Genomic DNA, 25,292 nt, shown 5'->3' on the forward strand with positions numbered 1-25,292 from the left:
GCAGGCGGTCGTTCTGTCATCCTCGTATCGGGCCGTGTGCGGCCCGGTTTTCAGCGCAGCGTCACGGAATAGACGAGGTCCTGCGTGTTGCAGGCGCTGACCCGCCATTCGACCGGGGCTCCCTCCAGATCGTAGGCGAGGCGGTCGACGGCCAGCAGCGGGAAGCCCGGCGCAACCTCCAGAAGGCCGGCCTGCTCCGCATCGGCGGCAACCGAGCGCAACTCCTCGTGCACCACGGTGACCATCACGCGGAATTCGCTCTGGTACATGGCGTAAAGCGCCTGGGGCAGCCGCAGGTTCCCGATTCCGGCGAACCGTTCGCCCGGCAGCACGATCCGCTCGACCAGCACAACCTTGCCGTCGAGGCTGCGTTCGCGGAACACCCGCGCCACCGGGGCGCCCGGAGCGAGCTGCAGCCGCGCAGCCTCCGCCGCGTCGGCCGTGCCCTCCTCGACGGTGGTGCGGCGCAGCTCCGGCGTCAGCCGTTCGCCACCGGGGCGCGCGAGAAAGAAGAACTGGAACATCGGCCGCGCGGTGTGCGGCTGGCGGGCGAAGCTGCCCTTGCCTTGCCGCCGCTCGATCAGGCCTTCGGCGGCCAGCGTTTCGACCGCCTTGCGCAGGGTGCCCTGGGCAACGCCGAACTCGCTGGCCAGCACCTGTTCGCTCGGCAGCCTGTGGCCCGGCGGCCAACTGCCGTCGGTCAGCCGCGTCCGCATGATCTCCTCGACCCGGCGGTAGAGCGGACTGTATCCGGCCTTGGCGATCATGGCGAAGGGGCCTCATGTGAGCCGGAGGGCGGGCGTGGGCGGACGGGGTTGCCGCCTCCCGAGTTTCGCATCCGATCATTCATCAGACAAATATCATATACAAGAATGTGACGGGTGTTTTGCAAGACAAGCGACTTTTGCGCTTTTTCCCCCGGCCGCTGACGGCATGCGGGGACGGGAGAGGCGAAGAGGGCTCTTTCCGCGCGGCGCGAAGCGGTCTAAACGGCGAGAAGACCAGGCGCCCCACGCGCTGCAGCCCTTAATCCGGCCCTGCCGACCACGAAAGCCTTCGCCATGTCCTCCCCGGTCACCCTCACGCTGGACGAAGCCGGCGCCTTTGCCCGCGCCGCTCTCATCGCTGCGAACACCTCCGCAGAAAACGCCGAGTCCGTCGCCCGCGCCCTTGTCGCCGCCGAAGCGGACGGCCAGGCCGGCCATGGCCTGTCGCGGGTGTCCTCCTATGCGGCGCAGTCGAAGAGCGGCAAGGTCGACGGCCATGCGGTGCCGGACTTCTCGCGCCCCGCGCCGGCCCTGCTGCGGGTCGATGCGGGCCTCGGTTTCGCCTATCCCGCCTTCGATCTCGTCATCGACGCGCTGCCGGGCATCGTTGCGGAGACCGGCATCGGCCTTGCCGCCATCCGCCACTCGCACCACTTCGGCCAGGCCGGCGCCCATTGCGAGAAGCTGGCGGAAAAGGGCCTCGTCGCCTTCGTCTTCGGCAATGCGCCCAAGGCCATTGCGCCGTGGGGCGGGCGCAAGCCGCTGTTCGGTACCAATCCGATCGCCTTCGCTGCGCCGCTGTCGGACGGCCGGGCGCCGCTGGTGATCGATCTCGCCGTCTCGCGCGTGGCGCGCGGCCGCATCCTGTCGGCGCAAAAGGCCGGCCTGCCAATCCCTGAAGGCTGGGCGCTCGACGTCGACGGCAACCCGACGACCGATGCCGATGCGGGCATGGCGGGTACGATGATCCCCATCGGCGAGGCCAAGGGCGCGGCGCTGGCGCTGATGGTCGAGGTGATGGCCGCCGCGCTGGTCGGGGCGAGCCTTGCCTTCGAGGCATCCAGCTTGTTCACGGGGGAAGGGGCCGCGCCGAACCTCGGCCAGACGGTGATCGCCATCGATCCGGGCATGAGCTCGGCCGGCGCATACGGCGAGCGGATGGAGACGCTGGTCGCGGCCATCGAGGCGGAGGACGGGGTGCGCCTGCCGGGCTCGCGCCGGCTGGACGCGCGCGCCCGCGCCGCCCGCGAGGGGCTGACTATCCCCGCCGCCGTGCATGCGGAGATCGCCGCGCTGGCCGGCGAGGATTGGCGCGACGCGTAGGGGGGTTCTTCGGAGCGCCACCTCCACCGCTGTCATGCCTGCGAAGGCAGGCATCCAGTATCCGCCGGGGTGTGTGGCTGGGACGCTGACGGATGCGGCTTTGTGCCGGCGCCGAGGCCTGAGCCGCACGATCTGTGGTTACTGGATCCCGGTCTTCGGCTCCGCCGAAACCGGGACGACAGCCGGGGTGCCCCGTGCCGTCGCATAAGCCTCTCCTTGCGTCCTCCCGGACGGCGCGCGAGCGCCGAGGGCACCTGCGGACGCGCGCCGGGACGGAGCCCACGACCGCCGTGGCTCGCCGGTTCCGGGTCGCGCTTCGCTTGCCCGGAATGACGATGAGAGAGGGCGGAGCAAGGTCGCCGGCGGATGCGGCTTTGTGCCGGCGCCGAGGCCTGAGCCGCACGACCTGTGGTTACTGGATCCCGGTCTTCGGCTGCGCCGAAACCGGGACGACAACCGGGGTGACCCGTGCCGTTGCGCGGGCCGCCTTCCGCTAGTTGCCGAATTCGCGCTCGAAGAAGATGCCGGCCTTGGACTCGCCGTCGGCGCCGACCTCGCCGCGCAGCTTCAGCGACTTGGTGACGTCGATGTCGACGGTGACGCGGCTGGAGCCGGCCTCCGTACCCTGTTTCACGCCGAGATAGATGTTGTCGCTGAGGTACTTGCCGACCGCGAGAGAGGGGCCGGAGGTGCCGTCGGTTTCCACGTCGATGGCATCGACGCCGAGCGACTGGCGCAGCGCGCCGAGCGGACCTTCGCCGCTGCCGCCGGTGAGCGCCAGCACCGAGGCGCCGAGCTGGGCGATCTGCGTCGGCGAGAGCTGGCTCATCGACCGGTCGAACAGGAACTGGGCCAGAACCTCGTCCTGCGGCAGCTGTGGCGAGGAGGTGAAGGCGATTTCCGGCTGCGCCGCCGGGCCGGTGACGGTGATGGTGACCGCCGCGCTGCTGGTCTGCGAGGTCGCGGCGAAATCCAGCCGCGGCATCAGCGAGCCCGTGAAGGTGACGTCGCCCTGGTTGAACTGCACGCGCCGGGTCAGAACCTGAAGCATGCCGCGCCGCATGTTGAACGAGCCGATGGCCTGGACGTCGGCCGTGGTGCCGGCGATGCGCAGGGTGCCGCCCATTTCCGCATCGAGGCCGCGGCCGCGCACGAAGATGCGCCCCGGTGCCGAGACGGTGATGTCGAGGGCGATCGGCCGGCTGCCGCCGCCGCCGGACCCGCCCTGGTCGCCGGCAAGCGCCGCATCCTGCTGGCGCACCGCCTCCGGCGCGTTGACATGGGTCACCGCGAGGGGATTGATCGCGCCCGGCAGGCTGCTCGGAATGGTGATGTCGGCCCGGGCGATATCGACGTTACCCTCCAGCCGGGCGCCGCGCGCCGGATCGGCGAGGGGGCCGGTGAGGCGCAGGTCCGCGCCGAGCGTTGCCTGCACCACCCGCCCGTCGGAATAGCGCCCGTCGCGCACCCGCACCGTCAGGTCTGCCGGCATGCCGGCATCCAGGCCGATGCGCCCGCCCGCCGACAGGTTACCCCCGGCGGCGATGGCTGCGTTAAGATCGTTGATCGCAACACCTGAATTGTCGATGGCGATGCTGCCGGTGAAGTTCTGCAGGGTGAGCCCCGAGGAGAGCTGGGTCAGCGAGAGCTGGCGCGGCTGCAGGCTGATATTGTAGCGCGGCGCCGCGAAGGGACCGGTGACCTTGCCCGAGACGGCAAGCCCGCCCTGGCCGGAAAAGCCCGACAGGATCAGACGCTGCCGTGCCGCGCTGAGCGGAACGTTGCCGCTGAGCGTGATGTCGAGGGCCCCGGGCGCCGCAATGGCGACCGGCCCGCTGGCGGTGATCGCAAGCCCGTCCGCGCCGGTGATGTCGGTGGTCTGGGTGATGCGGCCGCCCTGGAAGCGGCCGGTGGAACGCAGGTTGACGGCGGCGAGACCGTTCTGGCGCAAGGGCGCGGCGGAGAGGTCGGCGATCGACAGCGACCACTCGGCTTGCGGGTCGGCCGCAGCACCGCGCACGGTGACCGTGCCCGAGGCGCTGCCGGTGGGCGAAACGCCGGGGGCGAGAGGCGCGAGCGCCGTCAGCGGCAGGGCATTTATCCTCGCGTCGATGGCGAGGCGATCGCCCGCGGTGCCGCTGACATCGACGCGGCCTTCGCCGATCCGCAATCCCAGATTTTCGATTGTCGTGGTGCCGTCGGCAACCGCGATGCGCGCGTCCTGCGCCAGGCGCGTGGCGAGGCCGCGATAGCGCCCCTGCAGCGAGGACAGCAGGATTTCCAGCCCACTGTCGGTCGGCTGCAGCGCCGCCGTCAGAGCGACGCCGTCGGCATTGCCGCCCTGCGACAGGCGGGCATCCAGCTTGATATCGGTGCGCGCGCCCTGCGAGGTCGCGGTGGCGGTCACGGTCTCGATGGCGGTGCCGCCGGCCGTGATGCCACCGAGTGTCGCCTCTCCGGAAAGCTTCGGCGCGGCGAGCCCGCCGCTGGCCGTGCCGGAGGCGGAAAGCCGGGCGATCCGGTTGCCGGCAACCGCGATCTGCTGGCCCTGCAGGCTCAGCTGCGCCTGCTGGTCGGCGCCCGTTCCCGTTAGCGCCACCTTGCCCGACAGCGCCCCTTCCAGCTCCGTGAGGGCGAGGGCCGACAGCTCCGAGAGCTTCGGTGCCGCGATGTCCAGCGTGCCGGTGACCGTGCCGAGCGCATCCGCGAGGTCGCCGACCTCGAAGGCGCCGGTGATCCGGTTTTCCCCCGTTGCCAGCGAGAAGGTCGGGATGGAGAGGCCGGGGCCCTTCGGCTCCGCGTCGATCTCCGCATCCAGCCGGTTGCCGTCGACGGTGCCGCGCGCCTGGATGTTCGCCGACAGCGCGTCGGGCGCCGTGGTCGCCGTGACGTCGACCTCGAGATCCGTGACCGGCTTGCCGGCGAGCTGCAAGGCCTCGGCCGTAAGCGTTGCGGCGACGTCGGGACCGGTGAGCGGCCCCTTGGCCGTGCCCTCGATCTGCGCCGCGCCCACGACCTGCGGGGCGAAACGGGCAAGATCCGCCAGCGTCACCGTGTAGCTGCCGTCGACGGTCTCCGCCGTCACGGCGCCGTCGAATGTCGTCTCGATGCCGTTCAGCGTCAGGGTGAGGGCGTCGATCTCCGCGCCCGGGGCGGCCGGGTCGACGGTGGCGCGCGCGTCGAGCGTCAGCGGCCCGGCGAGCATCTCCGCACCGTCGATCAGCGGCTGCAGGTGGCGCGCGGTGAGTTTTGCGGCGAGGGCGACGGGTGCGTTTGCCGCGGTGGTGTCGAGATCCTCGCCGGCAAGGCGCAGGCCGATGCCCTCGAGCTGGGCCTCCGTCGTCTGCAGCCGCGCGCTGTCGAGCGCCAGCGACCAGCCGAGCGCATCGCGCGGGCCGCTGGCGGTCAGCGCCAGGTTGGTCTCGCCGATGGTGATCAGCCGGTCGGGCAGCTCGACGCCGATCATCGCGCCGTCGCCGGCCGACAGGCGCACCTTCGCATCCGCATCGATCCGCCCGTCCTCGGGCAGGTCGGCGCGGAAACTGGAGGAGAGTGTCCCGGTCGCCAGGGTGCCTTGGGCCCGCCGCGGGGCGAAGTCGCGGGTGAGGGTAACCTCCGCGTCGAGCACGGTGCGGCCCATGACCAGCGCGGCGGCGACCGGCGGGGCGAGGGCGGACAACTCGCCCTCCAGCCGCGCGGTCAGCTGGCGCGTGTCGCCGGTCTCGGCAAGGCGGGCGGTGCCGGCGATCTCGGTGCGCCCGTCCAGCGCCAGCGACAGCTGCGCCTGCCAGTCGTCGAGCGGACCGTCGCCCTTCAGCGCGATGTCGAGCGCCGGCAGGCCCTCGATCTGCAGCAGGCGGGCGGCAAGGCCACCGCGCGGCTCCTTCACCGTGACATCGAAGAACAGCTCCTCCGCCTGCGGCATGAAGCGGACGGTCGCGGCGATATCGCCCGGCGTGCCGTCGATGCGGCTGACAGCGAGCTCGGCATTGGCCGCCTGCGGTGCGTCGGACAGGCTCGCCTGCGCCTGCGCGGTGAGGCGCACCGGCGTGCCGACGACCGGAGCGGCGATGTCGATCTCCGCGATCCGCGCCTGGCCGAGGCGGAAGGGCAGCAGCGGCACGGAGCCGCCGGATTCGCTCTGCGTCTGCGAGGGAACGGGCAGGCGGGCGAGCGACACGCGCGCGACGTCGACGGCTTCGACGTCGATAGTGCCGGACAGCAGTGCCAGCGGATCCCAGGCAAGGCGCGCCTGCTCGACCGTCAGATAGGGGCCTTGCGCGTCCGAAACCTCGACCCGCTCGACGCTGGCGTCCAGCCCCCAGCCGACCCTGAGGCCGGCGAGGCGCACGCCGCCGTCCGGGCCGCCGGCGATGTCGTTGACCAGCGACACGACCGCGTTGCGCCCCCAGTCCGTCTGCAGCGCGCCGAGCAGGCCGAGTACCAGCAGCGGCACGATCACCACGACGGCGACGAGCACGCGCAGCAGCAGCCGGGCGGTGGCACGCAGGAAGGAGCGGGAACGGCGGCGGGGCATCGGCTCGGTCAAGTCATGCCCCCCGACGAGCTGGAAAACGATTCGTCATGGAAAGACTTATCCCGCAATCTTGAAGCGAAATCATGGCGCAGCGGCAGCTTGCCCTGAATCGATGCCTCAAGGCGCTGAATCGGAATCGGAACCTTATCGCTTCCGATTATGTCGCTGAAATGATTCGCAGAATCGATTTTCGAGACAATTTTGCAAAATTTCGGGAAATTTTGCGTTTCGAGCACCTAAACCGTCTCAATTTCTCGAAATCAGAACGCCTGGCTGAGGCCGACATAGACGGCGAAGCTGGGGTCGTCCTTTTCCGGGTTGAGCGGCACGGCGACGTCGAGCCGGAGCGGTCCGACCGGGGTGAAGTAGCGGATGCCGGCACCGGCGCCGACCTTCAACCCCTCCGAGAAATCCGGATAGACGGAGCTGAAGCTGTTGCCCGCGTCGACGAAGCCGACGAGGCCGATCGTCTCGGTGACCTTCATCCGCACTTCTGCCGAGGCCTCCACAAAGGAGCGCCCGCCGGTGACCTCGCCGGCGATCCGCGGGCCGACATTGCGATAGGCGTAGCCGCGGATCGAGCCGCCGCCGCCGGAGAAGAAGCGCCGGGCCGCCGGCACCGCGCGGATGGACGGGGCGATGATGCTGCCGGCGCCGAGACGGCCGGCGAGCACGAAGCGGCGGGACTCGTCCAGTGCCTGATAGGCGGAGACCTGCGCCTTGGTGAACAGCATGAAGTTGCCGCCCTTGGCGTCGTAGGCGGGCTCGGCGAAGGCGACGGCGTTGATGCCCTCGGTCGGGTTCAGCTTGTCGTCGCGGGTGTCGTAGGCGACCTCGCCGATGATGCCGGTGAGCAGGTAGGTGCGGTTGCCGAAGACGTCCTGCTCGTCGGCGAACTGCACCTCGGCGCCGACCCGCGCCGACAGCTGGTCGCTGAACTCGCGGCGCAAGAAGGCGTCGAGCGTGACGTTGCGGCTGCGATAGGCGTCCGGAATTTCCTGCTTGGCGCTGAGGCTGGTCGTGAAGGTGGTCAGCGGCCCGAAGGCGCCGGGCTTCTCGAAGGCGATGCGGCCGGAATATTCCAGGTCCGACAGGCTGTTGTCGCCGATGCGGCCGACCGAGCCCTCGACGCTGAGCAGCTCGCCGCGGCCGAACAGGTTGCGCCGCCGCCAGTAGGCCTCGACGCCGAAGCCTTCCGAGCTCGACCAGTTGGCGCCGACGCCAATGACGTTGCGCTTGCGCTCGGAGACCTCGATGGTCATCGGCAGTCGGCCGTCGGGGCCGACCTGCTCGCCCGGCACGATGCGCACGGAGGAGAAGATGCCGAGATCGGACAGCCGCTTGGTGGCGCGCTCGATCGCCTGCGGCGAATACTGCTCGCCCTCCGGGAGCATGGCCTGGGTGACGACGAAATCGGGATCGGTCGCCTCGGTGCCGCTGACCGTGACCTCGCCGAAGCGGGCGGCCCGGCCGGGGGCTGCGACGAGGCGCACGTCCAGCCGGTTGGTGGCGTGGTCGGCGACGATCTCGCGCCGCTCGATGCTGGCGAAGGGATATCCGGCCGCCTTCAGCTGGGCGACGATCTGCTGCTCGGCGCGCAGCACCTTCTCGGAATTGGCGGTCTCGCCCCGCACCAGCCCGTAACTCTCCGGCGTGCCGATCAGGCCGTCCTGCGAGGTGCTCTCGACCGCAAGGTTGCCGAAGGAGAAGAGCGGGCCCGGCGAGACGCGGATGGTCACCGGGACGGGACGCGGGCCGGGCAGGGAGGGCATGCGCAGCGCCGCCTCCAGCGTCAGCCCGGCAAGGCGGATGTCGACGGTGCCGGCATAGTAGCCCTCGACATAGAGCCGGCCGACAAGGCGCTCGAAGTCGGAATTGGCGCGGGCGATGAGGCCGGCCTCGCCGGACGGCGGCCGGTCGGCATCGCTGACGAGCTCGGAGGTGCTTTCCAGCTTTTCCTTCAGCTCGTCGTCGCCGGCGGACAGCGACAGGGTGACCGTGTAGGGAAAGGGATCGGTGACGGCGATTTCCGCGTCGCTCTCGGACTTGCCGAACGGCCACCAGCCGAACAGGTCGAGCGCGGAGGCGGGGGCTGCGGAGGCGCCCAGCAGGGTGCCGGCCAACAGCGCAGCACAAAGCGGGCGCCGGCGAGCTGCCTGCCGCACCACGTTTGCGTTCCCCGTCATCGACGCCGACGGGTCTGCTGTCCGGATCTCGTTGATACGCACGAGACATCCTGTTCCGGTTGAGCCCGAGAGGTCCCTCATCGACCCATCTTGTAAGTCGCAGGCTAGGCCCGAATGGTTGACCGGTTCTGAACCGACGGCCCCTTGCGAACCAATTCGCTCACCATATGGCATGTTTTATGCGCTTTGACGAATCTCGCACCGCGGCGGATTCGGCGAAACGCTGCCGGGAGTTGTGCGCAACGACCGGATCTGCCGCAAGGGGAGAAAGGCCGGCCGTTCCTGCCGCACCTGGCGAAGTCCATCCCACAAATGCCTGAAAACCGGGACAATTTTGTCAGATTCATTTTCTGTTTGATTAACCAATGGGGTAAACAATGTTGCTGATGGACAACAGGTGACAGGCTTGCCGGCCGCCCCTGTCCATCCACCTTGGACACCCGCCCGAGAGGGTGCTAACAGAAGCGGGCGTGACACGTCCGGAATGTCACTACCGAGGCCTTGATGCGTTTCTTGTTCCCTGTTTTCCTTGCGTTTTCGCTCGCAGGCTGTGCCGGCCTGCCGGGGCAGGGACCGGCTGCGATCACCATCACCTCCGAAGAGATCGAAGGCGACGCGGTCAGCTCGGACTACGTGCTGCTGTCGCTGGACCGCCAGACGATCTCGGCCGTGCACGATTATCGCCCGGCGCTGTTCTCCCGCCATTTCGCCTCCGTGCCCGGTGCCGGCCGCTCGACGCGCCTCGGCATCGGCGACCGCCTGGTCGTGACGATCTGGGAAGCGGCGCCCGAGGGCCTGTTCTCCACCACAGACGGCAAGAACGTCTCGGTGCCCGTGGTGGTCGACGAGGCCGGCTACATCTTCATTCCCTATGCCGGCCGCATCCAGGCGAACGGCCTGTCGGTCGAGGGCCTGCGCTCCTCGATTCAGGAGCGGCTGAAGGGCAAGGCCATCGAGCCCCAGGTTCTGGTGCTGGTGGAAGGCAACGAGAGCAGCGGCGTCGTCGTGGTCGGCGACGTGATGAAGCCCGGCCAGTACACCATGTCGGTGCGCGGCATGCGCCTGCTGGAAGCGGTGGCCCGCGCCGGCGGCTCGCGCGAGGCGACCTACGAGACGGTGGTGACGGTCAAGCGCGGCTCGCGCTCCGGCGAGGCGCGCCTCGTCGACCTGATCGAATATCCGGAAAACAACATCTGGCTGACGCCCGGCGACAACGTGCTGGTGACGCACAAGCCGCGCACCTTCTCCGCCTTCGGCGCGGTGCAGAGCACGCAGCTGGTGCCGTTCAAGACCGAATCGGTGACGCTGGCCGAGGGCCTGGCCCAGGTCGGCGGCCTGAAGGACTTCTTCGCCGATGCCGGCGGCATCTTCCTGTTCCGCTTCGAGGACCGGGAGCTGGTGCGCCGGATTCGCGGCGACGAGGTGGCGCAGAAGTTCTCCAAGACCAAGGTGCCGGTCGTCTACAAGCTGAACATGCGTCAGGCCGAGGCCTTTTTCCTCGCCCGCTCGTTCGAGATGCGCGACAAGGACATCATCTACGTCGCCAACCATCCGACGGCGGAGTTCGGCAAGTTCCTGCAGATCATCGGCCCGCTGCTGTCGAGTGCGAGAACGGTCGACGCGCTGGCCACCAATTGACGGCGGGCCGCGCTCCGGAAACGGGGCGCATGCCCGCGACGCCGAGAGCGGCAGGCTTCCGTCCTCCGGCCGGCGTCGCAACGGACGCCTGACATGCCGCAAGAGACGCAAACGCGCACGGTGCTGTTCCTGCAGGGTCCGCCCTCGGACTTTCCGCGCGTCGTCGCCAACGAGCTGGAAGCGCTCGGCCATCGCACCTTGCGCATCAACCTCAGCCTGTCCGACTGGCTGCTGTGGCACGATGCCCGCTGCACCAGCTATCGCGGCAGCCTGACGGCCTGGCCGGCCTTTCTCGAGGCCTATCTGCTCGAGCACGGCGTCACCGACATCGTCTTCTACCAGGACCGCTTTCCCTACCACTCGGCGGCCATCGAGATCGCCGGACGGCTGGGCCTGCGCACGGTCGCCTACGAGAACGGCTATCTGCGCCCCGACTGGATCACCGCCGAGCTGGACGGCATGTCGGCGCGCTCGCTGTTCCCCGACGATGTGGGCGCGATCCGCGAGGCGGCCTCGGTGCTGGCGCCCATCGATCTGACGGTGCGCTATCGCCATCCGTTCTGGCTGGAGGCGGTGCACGAGGTGACCTTCCACCTTGTCAACGCGTTCCTCTTCCTGTTCTGGCCGCGCTTCACCCAGGACAAGTTCTACCACCCGATCTTCGAATATCCGGCGATGGTCCCGCGGCTCGTCTTCGCCCGCCGACGCGACCGCAACGCCAACATCCTGATCGCCGACCTGATCGAGTCACGCTGCCCGTATTTCGTCTTTCCGCTGCAGCTCCAGAGCGATTACCAGCTGCGCTACAATGCGCAGTACAAGCATCTGGCCGAGGCGCTGGACGAGGTGTTCGCCTCCTTCGCCGCCAATGCGCATCTGGCGGCGCAACTGGTGATCAAGATCCATCCGATGGACCAGGGCATCGAGCCGTGGGGGCGGATCGTGCGCCAGCTCGCCCGCAAGCACCGGATCAAGCACCGGGTGCATCTGGTCGACGGCGGCCATCTGGTGACGCTGCTGGAGCATGCGTCCGGCGCGCTGATGGTCAACTCCACGACGGGCCTGCATGCGGTGCGGCTCGGCTGTCCGGTGAAGATCCTCGGCGTTGCCGTCTACGACCTGCCGGGACTGACCTGCCAGTTGCCGCTCGACCGGTTCTGGCGCACGCCGCAGGCCCCCGATGCCGGCGTCTACGACGCGGTGCAGCGGCTGATGGGCCATGCGATCCAGATCCAGGGCAACTTCTACACGGCCGAGGGCAAGCAGGCGGCCGCGCGCGAGCTGGCCCGGCGGCTGACGCAGAACGGCGTCAACGAGCCCGGCGCCTGCGTGCGTCCGGCGCCGCGCGGGGAAAAGGCGCGCCGGCTCGGCATTCCCATGACCTTCACGCAGGAGATGCAGGTTCGCGGCCGCATCGGGCGGTGGTGGCGTGCCTGGCGCGGCTGAACCGCGCGCAGGCCGCGCCCGGCATTTCCTGTTCCTGCAGGGGCCGCTGTCGCCGCTCTATCGCAGGATCGGCGCAAGACTGGCCAAGGCCGGCCACCGGGTGACCCGGGTGAATTTCTGCGTCGGCGACTGGCTGCACTGGCGCGGGCGCGAGTGCCGCTTCTGGCGCGGAACGCTTGCCGACTGGCCGGCCGAGGCGGCGCGGCTGATGGAGGAGGGCGGCGTCACCGACCTGGTGCTGCATGGCGACACGCGGCCCTATCACCGCCCGGCGGTGCTGGCGGCGGAGCAGCGCGGAATTGCCGTCCACGTCAGCGAACTGGGGCTGGTGCGGCCGGGCTACATGACGCTGGCGCGCGGCGGGCTCGGCGTCCTCAGCCGCCTGCCGGACGAGCCGGCGATCATCCGCCGGGCGGCGGCGCGGCTGACTGACCCGGACCTGTCGCTACGTTATCCCGGCTCCTTCGCGCTCGAAGCCTGGCAGGACGTGTCCTATCACCTGCCGAACGTCGCGGGCTTTGCCGTCCATCCCTTCTATCGCCGCCACACGCCGAGTCATCCGCTGGTCGATTACCTGTCCTGGATACGCAGGCTCGCCGGCGAAGGGCGCCGGAAGCGAGAGGCTGCCCGCATCGAGGCGGAGCTGCTGGGGGGACAAGCGCCCGTGTTCCTGCTGCCGCTGCAGGTGGAGGGGGATTACCAGATCCTGGCGCATTCCCATTTCGGCACCATGCGCGAGGCCCTGCGGCAGGTCATCGCCGCGTTTCGCGGCGGCGCGCCGAAAGAGGCCCGGCTGGTGGTGAAGGCGCATCCGCTGGACAATGGCGAGGTGGACTGGCGGGCAGAGATCGCGCGCCATGCCGGCGGGGACGGAGGTCGGATCGTCTTCCTCGACGGCGGCTCGCTGGGGGCGCTGTTCCCGCGTCTTTCCGGACTGGTGACGGTGAACTCGACCGCCGGGCTCGACGCGCTGAGGGCCGGGGTGCCGGTGGCAGTGCTGACGCCGGCGCTCTACGACATGGCGGGGCTGACCCATCGCGGCCCGCTCGAGAGCTTCTGGCAGGCGCCGCAGCCGCCCGATCCGGCGCTGCTCGCGGATTTCCTGAAAGTCGTGGTGGCAAGTTCGCAGCTGCGCGGCTCGATCCACAATCGCGAGGGGCTGGACGAGGCCGTCGAAACGATGACGGCGCGGCTGCTGGACGACACGGCGCCGAACCCGGACTGGCACGCCGAGCCGCCGCCGCGCCTTGCCCGCGCCCGTGCGATGGGGGTGCCGCTGTGAGCGCGTGGCCGACATGCCGGCGTTGGCTCGTCGCGGGCGAGGCGCTTGCGCCGCATGCCCGTGCGCTGGCCGCGATCCTTGGCGCGCCGGCGGTTGCCGTGACCCGTGCGCCGCAGACGGGCGAGGGGCTGGTGTGCCCGGCCGGCAGCGATGAGGTTCACGCGTGCGCGCGGCAGGCGGCGGAGGCCGGTGTGCCGCTGCTGTTGGTCAGCCTGATCCGCCTCGAAACGCCGCCAGCTCCGCTCGCCAAGGGCACGCTGGTCGTGGCGCCCCTGCCGGTCGACCCGGCAGTGGTCCTGCGCGACGGCGCGGCGGCGGCGAGCGCTGCGGCGGTTGCGGCGCTGGAGCCCGAGGCGGTTGCGGATGCGGCCGGGTGGGGAGCGGCGCTGTGCCGGAGCTTCGGACCGGAGGAGGACCGGGCGGGGGAGGTGCTTTCGTCGGCGCAGATCCATCCTTCGCCCTATGAGGCGGGAGAGGCGCTGCCGGCGGCGCTGGCGCTGCAAGGGGTGGCGGCCGCCGCGCGGCGGGCCGAGGTTTCGCAAAAGCCGCTGTTCTGCTTCGGCGCCAAGTCCTGGAACCACGCGACGATCCGTGCGGCGCTGGCCGGACCTAGCCGGAAGTTTGCCTTTTGCGCCAGCGCGGACGAGGCGATCGCCCGGGCGGCGCGCGAGGGCGGGCGGGCGCTCGGCTGGGCGGCGGGCGTGAGTGCCGAGGCCGAGGCGGCGGCGGCGCGGGCAGGCGTCGAGCTGTGGCGGATCGAGGACGGCTTCCTGCGCTCGGTCGGGCTCGGCGCGGGGCTGGCGCGGGGCGCTTCGGTCGGCTTCGACGACGAGGGCATCTATTTCGATGCACAGCGAGAAAGCCGGATGGAGCGGCTGCTGGCCGAGCGGGACCTGACCCCGGTGGAGCGGGTTCGAGCCGACGGGCTCATCGCCCGCATCCGCAAGGCGCGGGTCACCAAGTACAATGTCGGCGGCAAGGGCACGCTGCCGAGCGTGCCGGGGGATCGCACGGTGATCCTGGTGCCGGGGCAGGTGGCGGACGATGCCGGCGTGCGCCGCTCGCTGTCGGCGACCATCGACTGCGCGGCGTGCGACAACGTCAATCTGGAGCTGCTGCGGCAGGTGCGCGCCCGCAACCCGCAAGCCCATATCCTCTTCAAGCCGCATCCGGATGTCGCCGCGCGCCTGCGCGCCGGGCGGCTGGAGCCGCACGAGACTGCGGGCCTTGCCGATCAGGTGGTGGAGGGCTGCGATATCCTCGACCTCGTCGATCTGGCCGACCAGGTCGAGACCTTCTCCTCGCTGAGCGGCTTCGAGGCGCTGCTGCGCGGCAAACCCGTGACGGTCTACGGCATGCCGTTCTATGCCGGATGGGGGCTGACGGACGATCTGACCGAGTGCGCAAGGCGCGGACGGCGGCTGGATCTGGCAACGCTCGCCCATGTCGCCTTCATCGACTATCCGCTGACCGTCGATCCGGTGAGCCTCGTGCCTTGCGGGCCGGAATTCCTGATCGCACGGCTGGAGAGCCAGAGAGCGAGCACCCGCCACCGGATCGTGACGCGGATCCGGCAGGAGCTGTCCTGGCTGGGGCGCAAGCTGGGGCTCTAGCTCGCCGTCTTAACTGGTTTGGCGGACGCTTTTGACCAGCGACGAGAAGCCGACATTCTCCTCCCGCATCTTCGCCAGTTCCTCGGCCGCGGCATCGACCGCGCGGTCGATCTGCTCCGCGCTGTGCTCGCTGGTGATGAAGAAGCGGATGCGGGCGGATTTTTCCGCGACCGCCGGGAAGACGATGGGCAGCGCGTTGATTCCGCGTGCCAGCAAGCGGTTGGAAAGCGTTGCCGCACCGATGGAATCGCCGACGATGACCGGAATGACGCTGAGGCCGGCGCTGGGGCCGGTGTCGAGGCCGGCGGCCTTTGCGCGCTCGAGGAAGCGCCGGCCGTTGGCCGCGAGCCGCTGCACGCGCTCGGGCTCGCACTCCATCAGATCGGCGGAGGCGATGGCCGCCCCGGCAAGCGCCGGCGACAGGCCGACGGAGAAGACGAAGCCGGGTGCGGTGGCGCGCAGGTAGTCGCACAGGGCCTTGGAGCCGGCGATGTAGCCGCCGCAGGCCGAGAAGGTCTTGGAGAGCGTGCCCATCCACATCTCGACGCTGCGCGGATCGACGGAATAGTGCTCGGCGAGCCCGCGTCCGGTGGCGCCGAGGACGCCGACGGAATGGGCCTCGTCGACCAGCAGCCAGCAGTCGAAATTCTGTTTCAGGCGGATCAGGCGGGCAAGGTCGGGATAGTCCCCGTCCATGCTGTAGATGCCCTCGACGACGATCAGCACATGGTCGAACTTGTGCCGGTTCTGCGACAGGATCTGCTCCAGCGCGTCGAGATCGCCATGGGGGAAGTTCATCCGCGCCGCGCCCGACAGGCGCGCGCCCTCGGTGACCGAATTGTGCACCAGGGAATCGGTGAGGATGAGGTCGTCGCCCTTCATCAGGTGGCCGATGACGGTGACGTTGGTGGCGTGGCCGCTGACCATCACCACCGCATCCTCGACGCCGTGGATGCGCGCAAGGCGCTCCTCCAGCTCGCGGTGGATCGGCCGCTCGCCGGCCACCACGCGGCTGGCCGAGGCGCTGGTGCCGTAGGTGGCGATGGCGCGGGTGGCGGCCTCGTTCACCTGCGGATGGCCGTTCAGACCGAGATAGTTGTAGGAGGCGAAATTGTCGAAGGTCTTGCCGTCGATCACCGTGGTGGCGCCGGCAACGCCCGCATGCGGGCGGAAGAACGGGTTGTCGAGGCCGATGAGATCGGCCGCGGCCCGGTGCATGCGCAACTGGCGCAGCTGCGGCAGTTCGGAGAAGTCGAAGGCGGCGGGACCGGGAGGCGGCGGGGCCTGCACGGTCGGGCGCGCGGGCTGGCGCTGGCGCGCCGCCTTGTGGCCGGCCCGAAGGTTCGCCATCAGCTCGCGCCGCTCGTCGGACTTGCTGCCGTGCTGGTCCACGTTGTCGTCTCCTCGAGAGCTGGGCGTTGCGCCCGCATCGCCCACTATAGCAGCGAGCGGACGTTGCGGGTGCGTTCCTCGACCTCGGCCGCCACATCGGCCAGCGCCTCGGCGTCGCCGTCGAACACATCGTCGCCGAGATGCTGCATGGCGTTGGTGCGGGCTTCGCTGGACAGGTCCGCGCCGACGCCGGCACCGCCCGACAGGGCCTGGTCGGCGATGCGGGTGGCCATGTCGCTGAGCGTTGCGCCGTTGGCCAGCGACATCAGCGGGATGTCGATGCCGAACTGGCGCTCCGCCGCCATGCGCAGCTCCAGCGCCATCAGCGAATCCATGCCGACTTCCGTCAGCGGACGCGCCGGGTCGATATCGTCCTCGCCGATGCGCAGGATGCGGCCGATTTCCACGGCCAGCAGCTTGCAGATCTTGCCGATGGCGCTGGCGCGGTCGAGACCCTTGACCAGCGCGGCAAGATCGATGGTGCCGCCTTCACCGGCCCCGTCATTGCCGGCCGCGATCCCCAGCCGCTCGGCGAAGGGCGTGGCGAGGAGGGCGAGATCGCGCCGCGCCGCCGCCCAGTCGATGCGGGCATAGCCGGGCGCGGCCGCGGCCGCGTCGTCCTGCGGCAGGGCCATGAGCGTTGCCAGCCCGTCCAGCGCCTCGCGCGCGGTGAGCGCGTGGCGGCCGAGCTTGCGCGCCAACAGGTCGCCGACATCGGCGTTGCGGGCAAGGTAGCCGGCGTCGGAAATCGCGCCCCAGGCAACCGCAAGGCCGGGCAGTCCTTCCGCCCGGCGGCGGGCAGCAAGGCCCTCCAGATAGCCGTTGGCGGCCACATAGTTGGCCTGTCCCGGATTGCCGACGAGCGTGGTGGCGGAGGAGAACAGCACGAACTGGCGCAAGGCGTCGCCCCGGGTCAGCCGGTCGAGAAGCTGCGCGCCGCGCACCTTCGGCGCCAGCACGGCGTCGAGTTGTTCGCGGGTGAGATTGGAAAGCAGGGTGTCGTGCAGCACCATCGCCGTGTGGAAGGCGGCCTGGATCGCGCCGGCATCCTTGCGGATCGCCGCGAGCGCGGCCGTGACGGCGCTTTCGCTGGTGGCATCGCAGGCATGACCGACGACCGTGACACCGCGGCGGCCCATCTCCTCGATCAGGGCGGCGGCCTCCGGCGTGGTGGCGCCGCGCCGCGACAGGACGTCGATGCGTGTCGCGCCCATGTCGGCGAGCCGGCCGATCAGCGCCGCGCCGAAGCCGCCGAAGCCGCCGACGACGACGAGGCTGCCCGCCTCGCTCTCGAAGCGGAAGGGCGCGGGCGCAGCCTGCGGGGCGGCGGGCTGCTGCGGCGGGCGGATGACGATCTTGCCGATATGGCCGGCCTGCTGCATCAGGCGGAAGGCGGCGACCGCCTCGTCGGCCTCGAAGGCGCGATAGGGCAGCGGCGACAGCGCGCCGTCGGCGAAGAGCTGCATCAGCTCGTCGAGCAGGCGCTCGGCCAGGGCCGGCTGATGGATCAGCAGCTGGTCGGCATCGATGCCGAAATAGCTGAGATTGCGGCGGAATGGCCGCAGGCCCAGATGGGTGTTCTCGTAATAGTCGCGCTTGCCGAGCTCGAGGAAGCGGCCGAAGGGGGCCAGAACCTCGATGCTGCGCTCCATCGCCTCGCCGGACAGCGAGTTGAGCACCACCTCGATGCCCTCGCCGCCGGTCAGCCGCATCACGTCGTCGGCGAAGGTTAGCGAGCGGGAATCGAGCACGTGGTCGACGCCGAGCTGGCGCAGAAGGCTGCGCTTTTCCGGGCTGCCGGCAGTGGCGATGATCGTCGCGCCGATATGGCGGGCGACCTGGATCGCGGCAAGGCCGACGCCGCCGGCACCGCCATGGATCAGCACGGTCTCGTGCGCTTCCAGCCGGGCGAGCCGGTGCAGCGCGTAATAGCTGGTGAGGAAGGCGACGGGGATGGTCGCCGCCGCTTCCGGAGCGAGCCCCTGCGGCGTGCGGGCGCAGCCCTTCTCCGAGACCGTGACGCGGCTGGCGAAACAGGCCGGCGCAAAGGCGATGACCTTGTCGCCCGGACGCAGGCGGCGCGCCTGCGGCCCGGTGGCGACGACCGTGCCGGCGCATTCCATGCCGAGGGTCGGGCCGGCGAAACCGTCCTCCAGCGCCTCTTCCGGCAACAGGCCGAGCGCCCACATCACATCGCGGAAGTTGAGGCCGCTCGCCTCCACCGCGATCTCGACCTCGTCGCCAACAAGGGCGCGGGCCGGGATGCGCGACCACGACAGGCGGTCGAGCGAGCCCTGCTGGGCGATGTCGAGGCGCAGGATGCCGGTACCCTCGTCCGCCGCGCCGCTGCCGGGCTGCGGCAGCTCCGGACCGCGCTCCAGGCGCAGGCCGAGACGGGTGTCGCCGTCGATGACGAGCTCGCGCTCGTCGGCGCGGTCCAGCCCGACGATCTCGGCGGCAAGGCGCAGGGCGGCAGCGCTCGCGTCGAGATCCTTGCGGATATCGACGAGCCTGAGGCCGGCGGAGGGGAACTCGTTCATGGCGACGCGGCCGAAGGCCCACACGCCCGCCTGCAGCGGATCGGGCGCGGTGCCGCAGGCCGGGGCGCGGGCGCCCTCCGGCGCGACGACCACGATCGGACCGGCAGCGCTGCCGCGGCCCTTGAGCATCTGCGCGAGCTGCCAGGTGCGAGACGAGAGCGATGCGCTGGCATCCTCGCCGGCACCGGTGCGGGCATAGGCGCCGGCAAGATGGACGATGCCGTCGCGCGCGGCGGCGGCAAGCGGCGTGTCCCCGCCCCAGGTGGCTGGATCGTCGAGATCGGCGGCGATCAGGTCGTCGTCGGAACCGGGAGTGCCACCGGAGACCAGCACCGCCTCGATGGCGTGCGGCTTCAGGCACTCGCGCAGCGCCGAGGCGACGGCGCGCGAGGGGCCGTCCGCGTCGCAGACGATGGCCATGCGGCGGGTTTCCGCTTCGCTGTCCGCAGCGCCGTTGCCGTTGGCGGCGGAGTTGGCGCGGGCAGGGGCACGGGCGATGAGAATGCTGGCATCGACCTCGCCGCTGGCAAGCGGCAGGGCCTCGGTCTCGCCGAAGCCGTAAGCGGCAAGGCGCGCGGTCCAGTCCTCGCCGACGAGCAGCGGGGTCGCGGGACGTGGCGAGCCGGGAACGGGCGTCCACCAGTCGGCGCCGGTGCCGAGGATCAGCTCGGCATCGCTGGAGGGCGCGCGCTCAAGCGCCAGCAGCTGGCCGCCGGACGACAGCATTGCGGCAAGGTCCTTGAGCATCGCATCGCCGGCGCCGCTCAGCGTGTCGCAGCAGATGGCGAGATCGTAGGGACCGCCTTCGGCAAGGGCGCCGTCCTCCGGCGAGAGGAAGCGCGTCTGGGCGCTGCCCGGCCAGTTGCGGCGCAGCCGCTCGGTCGTGCCGGGCGAGGGGTCGCCGACGGTGAGCGTGGCGTTGTAGGGCGACAGCAGCGTGTCGAGATGGCGGGCGACGGCCAACGAGCGCTCGCCGAGCACCAGCACGGAGAGCGGCTTGTCCTGCGGCCAGTCGGCAACGGCCCGTCCGGCGATGTCGAGGCAGGCGCGGCGCAGGGCTTGTGCGGCCGGGTCCGCATTGCGCCAGCCGGCGAGCAGGGCGGAGGAGAACAGCTCGCCGGCGCTGGCGGGCAGGCCCGTGCGCAGGAGAGCGGGAAGGTCGTCGGCAAGGCGCGCAAGCAGCGTCGCCTGCGACCCGTGGGCGCCGGCCTCAAACACCAGCGTCTGCACCAGCGAAGCCGGGTCGAGACCGTCGGCGGGATCGGCGATCCGCCACTTGCCGTCCTCTTCCTCCGCCAGGTCGTGCTGGGCGAGAAGGTCGAGGAAATGGGCCGCGAAGGGGGCGGCGCTCTCGTGCAGCGCGCCGTCGCGAACCTTGGCCGCGAGGACGAAGGGCGCACCGCCGAGCACGTCATGCAGCGCCCGGTGAGCGACCGTGCGGGCGAGCGCATCGGCCAAGAGGGCCGCGTCCGAGGGATCGTAATCGGCGCTCGCGACAAGGCCGAGATCGCCGGCGATCGCGGCAAGTGGCAGGGCGTGCGCCGCGCCGGCATCGGCCGGCGTCAGCAGGCGCGAGACGACGCGGTAGGTGAGGCCATGGTCGCGCTCAGTCATGTGGAACTGAACCGCCTTGAAGCGGGCCCCCGTCAGGCGCGCGACGAGGCCGCCCTCGGCGTCGAGATAGTCGAAGCTGGCGACCAGAGAGCGGGCGCTGCCCTTTTCGACCCGGATGCGCACGGCAGCGGGAAGGGAGGCGGGGGCGTGCAGCTCGATGCCGGAAAAGCGGATCGGCAGGAAACCGCCTTCGGCCGGCTCGGAGCGCTGGCCGAGCAGGGCGAAGAGACCGTGGAATCCGGCATCGGCAACAGCCGGGTGCAGGGCGAACGTGCCGGGCTCCGGCAGGCTGGCGGGAGCCAGCAGACCGAGGCGCGCCTCGCGCTCGCCCGACAGGACGGCGGTATCGGCAAGGCGGAAGGCCGGGCCGTAGTCGAGGCCATGCGCCAGCGTCAGCCGGTAGATCTCGTCGTGAGAAACCTTGAGGCCGGCCGTGTCCGCTTGCGGCGCGGGCGCGTCCGCTGCACCGGCCAGCGTGCGGAAGCCGGCCTTGGCGTAGAGCGACCAGTCGGCGCCGGCAAGGCGCGGGCGGGCATGGATCTCGATCACCCGGTCGTCCGGTGACAGGCGCACCATGGTCTCGTGCGTCTTGCCCTCGTCGAGCACCAGCGGGCGCAGGATCTCGAGGTCGCGCACCTCGATGCGCTCTTCGCCGCTCCACTGAAGCGCGGCGCGCAGGGCCATCTCGATGAAGCCGGCGGCCGGGAAGACGGCGGTCTGCTCCACCTTGTGATCGGCCAGGAACGGCAGCAGGTCGAGGTCGATGACGTTGAACCACTCCGCCGTTTCCGGGCGCAGGCGCTTGCCGGCCAGCGGCCAGCCGCGCTCGCCATGGGCGGTGATGCGCTCGTCCGTCTCCGGCGGCAGGAAGGGGGTGAGCTGCCAGGGATAGTCCGGCAGGACCGGCAGGTTGCGCCCCTGCGGCCCGACATAGAGGTCGAGATCGGGCGCGGCGCCATGGGCGACGATGCGCGCGGCGATGGTGTCGATATCGGCGAGCGGCGCACCTTCGCTGCGCGGCGCCTCGAGGCTGGCGAGCACCGGCGTCTGGTTGCCGACGCTGCGCAGCGCATCGCGCACATAGGTGGTGAGCACCGCCTTGGGGCCGATTTCGACCACGAGGTCGACCGGCTGCTCGGCAAGGCGCGCGACCGCATCGGTGAAGCGCACCGGGCGGCGGACATTCTCCCACCAGTAGGAGGCATCCGGTGTGATCTCGTCCAGCTCCGGCGTGACGGAGGAGAGGAACGGGATCGCCGGGGCGTTGCAGGTCAGCGTGCCGAGCGCCTCGCGCAGCGGCTGCTCGATGGGATCGACCAGCGCGCTGTGGAACGGATAGGCGATGTTGAGCTTGCGCAGGGCCCACCGCTTCTTGCGGGCAAGGCGCGCGAACGCGTCGATGCTCTCCGTCGGGCCGGAGATGGTGACGCTGCGCGGGGAGTTGATCGCCGAAAGCTCGATGCCCGGCAGGCCGGCCTCGGCGATGGCGGCCTTGGCGTCCTCCGCCGGAAGCAGGAGCGCCGCCATGCTGCCGAGATGGCGCACCACCTCCTGCTGCGTCGAGCGGGCATGGATGATGCGCGTTGCGGTGGCGAGATCCAGCATGCCCGAGCACCAGGCCGCGGCAACCTCGCCGACGCTGTGGCCGAGCACGGCGGCGGGCGCGATGCCGCGCGCCTTCAGCGCGGTGACGAGGGCCACCTGCACGGCGAACAGCAGCGGCTGGGCGATCTCGGTCCGCTCGATCTCCGTCTCCAGGTCCTTGGAGAACAGCATGGTGACGAGCGACCAGCCCGAAACGGCCATGAAATGCCGGTCGACGCTCTCCAGCGCCTCGCGGAAGGCCTTGTCGCCGGAATAGGCGTCCTGGCCCATGCCGGCCCATTGCGAGCCGTTGCCGGAGAAGGCGAAGGCGACGCCGCGGGTGCGCGGGGCGGTCTTGCCCTCGATGGCGGCGGGCGCCTCCTTGCCCTCGGCGAAGGCCTGCAGGGCGGAAATCTTGGCGGCGCTGTCGCCGAGTACGACGAGACGATGGTCGTGCAGGTCGCGGCGGCGGGCGGCGGCGTCGATCACCGCGCCGGCCGTGTCGCCGTGATCCTCGACAAGGGCGGCATAGCGGCCGGCCAGCTCGCGCAGCGCGCCTTGCGAGCGCGCCGAGATCACCAGCGGCGCGGTGTCGGGCACGCCGCTGTCGGCAGCTCCCAGCGGTTCCACTTCGCCGATGACGGTGTGGGCGTTGGTGCCGCCGAAGCCGAAGGAGTTGATGCCGGCAAGCCGTGGGCGGGCGCCGCGCGCCAGCTCGACCTGCTCGGCGGCAACAGCAAGGTTGAGGCCGGCAAAGTCGATGTTCGGGTTCGGCTCGTTGAAATGCAGCGACTTCGGCAGCCGGTCGTGGCGCAGCGCCAGCACCGACTTGAGGATGCCGACGAGGCCGGAGACCGGCTCCAGGTGGCCGACATTGGTCTTGACCGAGCCGATGGGCAGCGGGGCGCCGCGCTTGCGGCCGATGGCGGTGCCGAGCGCGTTGGCCTCGGCCGGGTCGCCGACCTGGGTGCCGGTGCCGTGCGCCTCGACGAAGGCGAGATCGTCCGGCGAGATGCCGAGCTCATCGCTGTAGATGCTCTCCAGCAGGGTCTTCTGCGCCGGGGAGGAGGGCAGCGACAGGCCGGCGGTGCGCCCGTCCGCATTGATGCCGGTGGCAAGGATCCGGGCGCGCGGCTCGCGCGCGGTCGTGTCGCGCTGCAGCACCATCGCCACCGCGCCCTCGGAGCGGACATAGCCGTCGCCGGACGCGTCGAAGGCGCGGCACAGGCCCTGCGGCGACAGCATCGAGGCGCGGGCGAAGCCGATGAAGGAGAAGGGGCTGAGCAGCAGGTTGACGCCGGCGACGATGGCCGTGTCGATCTGACCGCTCTCGATGGCGCTGACCGCCTGGTGCAGGGCCACCAGCGAGGACGAACAGGCGGTGTCGAGCGTGAAACTCGGCCCGCGCAGGTCGAAGATGTAGGAGACGCGGTTGGAGATGATCGACAGGGTGTTGCCGGTCATCGTCTGCACGTCGACGGAGGGAAGGTCGAACAGCAGCCGCTGGTGATAATCGAGGCCCGAGGCGCCGACATAGACGCCGGTCTGGGTGCCGGCGAGGTCGGACGGACGCAGGCCGGCGTTCTCGATGGCCTCCCACACGACCTGCAGCAGCAGCCGCTGCTGCGGATCGATCTGCACCGCCTCGCGCGGGGAAATGCCGAAGAAGCCGGCGTCGAAGCCCCACACGTCGTCGATCTGGCCGGCGGCGAAGGTGAAGCTGCGGCCCGAGGTGCCCGGGCGGGGATGGTGGAAGCCGCGCGTGTCGAAGCGGTCGGGGCGAATCTCGCTGACGGAGCACCGGCCCTCGTTGAGCAATGTCCAGAAGGCCTCCACTGTCCCGGCACCGGGAAGGCGTGCCGCATAGCCGGTGATGACAGTGTTATTCGCGCGCAAGGACATCCAAAACTCTTCCCTAGCGGCTCTTGCGAGCCAATGCTGCCAAGCGGCGGCACCCTGCGAGGATGCCACCGGATGTTGTCGTCGGGTTGCATGTCCCCTGCAACCGCCGTGCCGGCCTTGCGGCCGGCGATGCGGACCCGCCCCCGGATCCGACCACCTTGCCCAGCCCCCGGATCGGGAGCGGGCCCTGCCGCCGTTCCCTACCGAGCATACTCTCCCGCCACAACCGCAAAGCGTGTTCGCGCGGCGTGGCCGGGTTTTTTCAATATATCAAGACGAGGCGGTCTTCAAAGCGTCGATAATAAGGCAATATTGCATCGCAGCATGGATTTCTCCAGATATTTGTGCCCTTACGGAATCTTCGAGCGTGCCATCTGAAATGTCTCATCTTTCAAGATGATGACAGTCAGCTCTCGCTGCGTTGCAAAAGCTTGCGCTCCCAGGCAAGGGCGTGTGCGGCGATCGTGTCGATGTCGTCATGGACGGGCGCCCAGCCGAGCCTTGCGAGAATCTGCCGGTTGTCGGCGATGACGCTGGCGATGTCGCCCGGACGGCGCGGGCCGGTATGCACGGGGAAGTCGCGGCCCGACAGCCGCTTCACCGCGCCGATGGTCTCCAGCACGGTGTATCCGCGCCCGTAGCCGCAATTGAGCGTGAAGCCGGCATCGCCCGCCCGCAGCTGCTGCAGGGCGAGGTAATGCGCCTCGACGAGATCGGTCACATGGATGAAGTCGCGCTCGGCGGTGCCGTCGCGGGTCGGGTAGTCGGTGCCGTGGATGGTCAGCCCGTCGCGCAGGCCGAGCGCGGCCTCGCATGCGACCTTGAGCAGATGCGCCGCGCCCCGCGTCGAGTGGCCGGCGCGCCCCTGCGGATCGGCGCCGGCCACGTTGAAATAGCGCAGCACGCCGCAGCGCAGCGAGTGGGCGCCGGCGATATCGGCGAGCATCCGCTCGCTCATCAGCTTCGACGTGCCATAGGGGGAGGTGGGCAGGGCCGGCGCGCTTTCGTCGACCGGCTCGGAGCCGACCTCGCCATAGACGGCGGCGGTGGAGGAGAAGATGACGTTGACGATGCCCGCAGCGCGGCAGCCCTCGATCAGGGCCAGCGTCGCGCAGGTGTTGTTGCGGTAGTACTTTTCGGGCCGCTCGACGGATTCGGGAACTGAGACCGAGCCGGCGAAGTGCAGCACCGCGTCGACCGGCTCGTCGGCAAGCTCCAGCGCGCGGGCGAGGGCCTGGCCGTCGGCGATGTCGCCCTGCACGAAGCGCGCGGCCGGCGGCACCGACCATGCGTGCCCGCCCTCCAGGCTGTCGATAACGACGACGCGCTCGCCCGCATCGAGCAGGCGCCACGCCATGTGGCTGCCGATGTAACCTGCGCCACCGGTTACAAGAACCGCCATGTTCCCCTCCTGCCGATGAGTCCGGCGGCGCGCGCAGCGCCCGTCCGCGCGTGCCCGCCCCAGCCG

Annotated in this window: 11 protein-coding genes; 5 read left to right on the forward strand and 6 right to left on the reverse strand. The window is 70.3% G+C overall.

The window, feature by feature from the left end; all coding sequences use genetic code 11:
• Window positions 1-50: 50 nt before the first annotated feature.
• Window positions 51-767, reverse strand: coding sequence for a GntR family transcriptional regulator (locus BBX35_RS16545; protein ID WP_067222207.1), 717 nt, complete (start codon window positions 765-767; stop codon window positions 51-53).
• A 294-nt stretch (window positions 768-1,061) separates the two neighbouring features.
• On the opposite strand from BBX35_RS16545, the gene BBX35_RS16550 reads away from it, so the two are divergent.
• Window positions 1,062-2,090 (forward strand): Ldh family oxidoreductase, encoded by a 1,029-nt coding sequence (locus tag BBX35_RS16550; protein WP_067222208.1) that lies wholly within the window; start codon window positions 1,062-1,064, stop codon window positions 2,088-2,090.
• A 493-nt stretch (window positions 2,091-2,583) separates the two neighbouring features.
• Here BBX35_RS16550 and BBX35_RS16555 read toward each other — a convergent pair whose 3' ends face one another.
• Together BBX35_RS16555 and BBX35_RS16560 are read right to left on the reverse strand one after the other, a co-directional pair.
• The gene (locus tag BBX35_RS16555; protein ID WP_141687881.1) at window positions 2,584-6,639 is read right to left on the reverse strand and encodes a translocation/assembly module TamB domain-containing protein; all 4,056 of its coding nucleotides are present in this window, start codon (window positions 6,637-6,639) and stop codon (window positions 2,584-2,586) included.
• Between the two features lie 248 nt (window positions 6,640-6,887).
• Window positions 6,888-8,795, reverse strand: coding sequence for an autotransporter assembly complex protein TamA (locus BBX35_RS16560; protein WP_425274607.1), 1,908 nt, complete (start codon window positions 8,793-8,795; stop codon window positions 6,888-6,890).
• Between the two features lie 522 nt (window positions 8,796-9,317).
• Between BBX35_RS16560 and BBX35_RS16565 the strand changes: the two genes are divergently transcribed.
• The 4 genes from BBX35_RS16565 to BBX35_RS16580 all read left to right on the forward strand — a co-directional run bounded on the left by BBX35_RS16565 (window position 9,318) and on the right by BBX35_RS16580 (window position 14,792).
• Window positions 9,318-10,451, forward strand: a complete 1,134-nt coding sequence (locus BBX35_RS16565; RefSeq protein ID WP_067222212.1) for a polysaccharide biosynthesis/export family protein — start codon at window positions 9,318-9,320, stop codon at window positions 10,449-10,451.
• Between the two features lie 93 nt (window positions 10,452-10,544).
• The gene (locus BBX35_RS16570; RefSeq protein WP_067222214.1) at window positions 10,545-11,897 is read left to right on the forward strand and encodes a capsule biosynthesis protein; all 1,353 of its coding nucleotides are present in this window, start codon (window positions 10,545-10,547) and stop codon (window positions 11,895-11,897) included.
• On the forward strand, window positions 11,881-13,179 hold the full coding sequence (locus BBX35_RS16575) for a capsule biosynthesis protein (RefSeq protein ID WP_067222215.1): 1,299 nt from the start codon (window positions 11,881-11,883) through the stop codon (window positions 13,177-13,179). The genes BBX35_RS16570 and BBX35_RS16575 overlap by 17 nt, the downstream gene beginning before the upstream one ends.
• A complete protein-coding gene (locus BBX35_RS16580) occupies window positions 13,176-14,792 on the forward strand; it encodes a capsular polysaccharide export protein, LipB/KpsS family (RefSeq protein ID WP_067222217.1) in 1,617 nt (538 codons plus the stop codon). Before BBX35_RS16575 ends, BBX35_RS16580 begins: the two co-directional genes overlap by 4 nt.
• Window positions 14,793-14,801: 9 nt before the next feature.
• On the opposite strand, the gene BBX35_RS16585 is transcribed toward BBX35_RS16580, so the two are convergent.
• From BBX35_RS16585 to galE, 3 genes are all read right to left on the reverse strand, one after another.
• Window positions 14,802-16,142, reverse strand: coding sequence for an aminotransferase class I/II-fold pyridoxal phosphate-dependent enzyme (locus BBX35_RS16585; RefSeq protein ID WP_067222731.1), 1,341 nt, complete (start codon window positions 16,140-16,142; stop codon window positions 14,802-14,804).
• Between the two features lie 86 nt (window positions 16,143-16,228).
• Window positions 16,229-23,824, reverse strand: a complete 7,596-nt coding sequence (locus BBX35_RS16590; RefSeq protein ID WP_067222218.1) for a type I polyketide synthase — start codon at window positions 23,822-23,824, stop codon at window positions 16,229-16,231.
• A 406-nt stretch (window positions 23,825-24,230) separates the two neighbouring features.
• Complete coding sequence (galE, locus tag BBX35_RS16595) at window positions 24,231-25,226, reverse strand: UDP-glucose 4-epimerase GalE (protein WP_067222220.1); 996 nt, start codon at window positions 25,224-25,226, stop codon at window positions 24,231-24,233.
• Between the last annotated feature and the right edge of the window lie 66 nt (window positions 25,227-25,292).

It is taken from the genome of Stappia indica, assembly GCF_001696535.1.
GTDB classification, from domain to species: Bacteria; Pseudomonadota; Alphaproteobacteria; order Rhizobiales; family Stappiaceae; genus Stappia; species Stappia indica.

What these genes read in the sequence shown, in the direction of transcription:
- BBX35_RS16545 (WP_067222207.1), bottom strand. Translation starts at nt 767, where the DNA reads ATGATCGCCAAGGCCGGATACAGTCCGCTCTACCGCCGGGTCGAGGAG.
- BBX35_RS16550 (WP_067222208.1), top strand. Translation starts at nt 1,062, where the DNA reads ATGTCCTCCCCGGTCACCCTCACGCTGGACGAAGCCGGCGCCTTTGCC.
- BBX35_RS16565 (WP_067222212.1), top strand. Translation starts at nt 9,318, where the DNA reads ATGCGTTTCTTGTTCCCTGTTTTCCTTGCGTTTTCGCTCGCAGGCTGT.
- BBX35_RS16570 (WP_067222214.1), top strand. Translation starts at nt 10,545, where the DNA reads ATGCCGCAAGAGACGCAAACGCGCACGGTGCTGTTCCTGCAGGGTCCG.
- BBX35_RS16585 (WP_067222731.1), bottom strand. Translation starts at nt 16,142, where the DNA reads ATGGCGAACCTTCGGGCCGGCCACAAGGCGGCGCGCCAGCGCCAGCCC.
- BBX35_RS16590 (WP_067222218.1), bottom strand. Translation starts at nt 23,824, where the DNA reads ATGTCCTTGCGCGCGAATAACACTGTCATCACCGGCTATGCGGCACGC.
- galE (WP_067222220.1), bottom strand. Translation starts at nt 25,226, where the DNA reads ATGGCGGTTCTTGTAACCGGTGGCGCAGGTTACATCGGCAGCCACATG.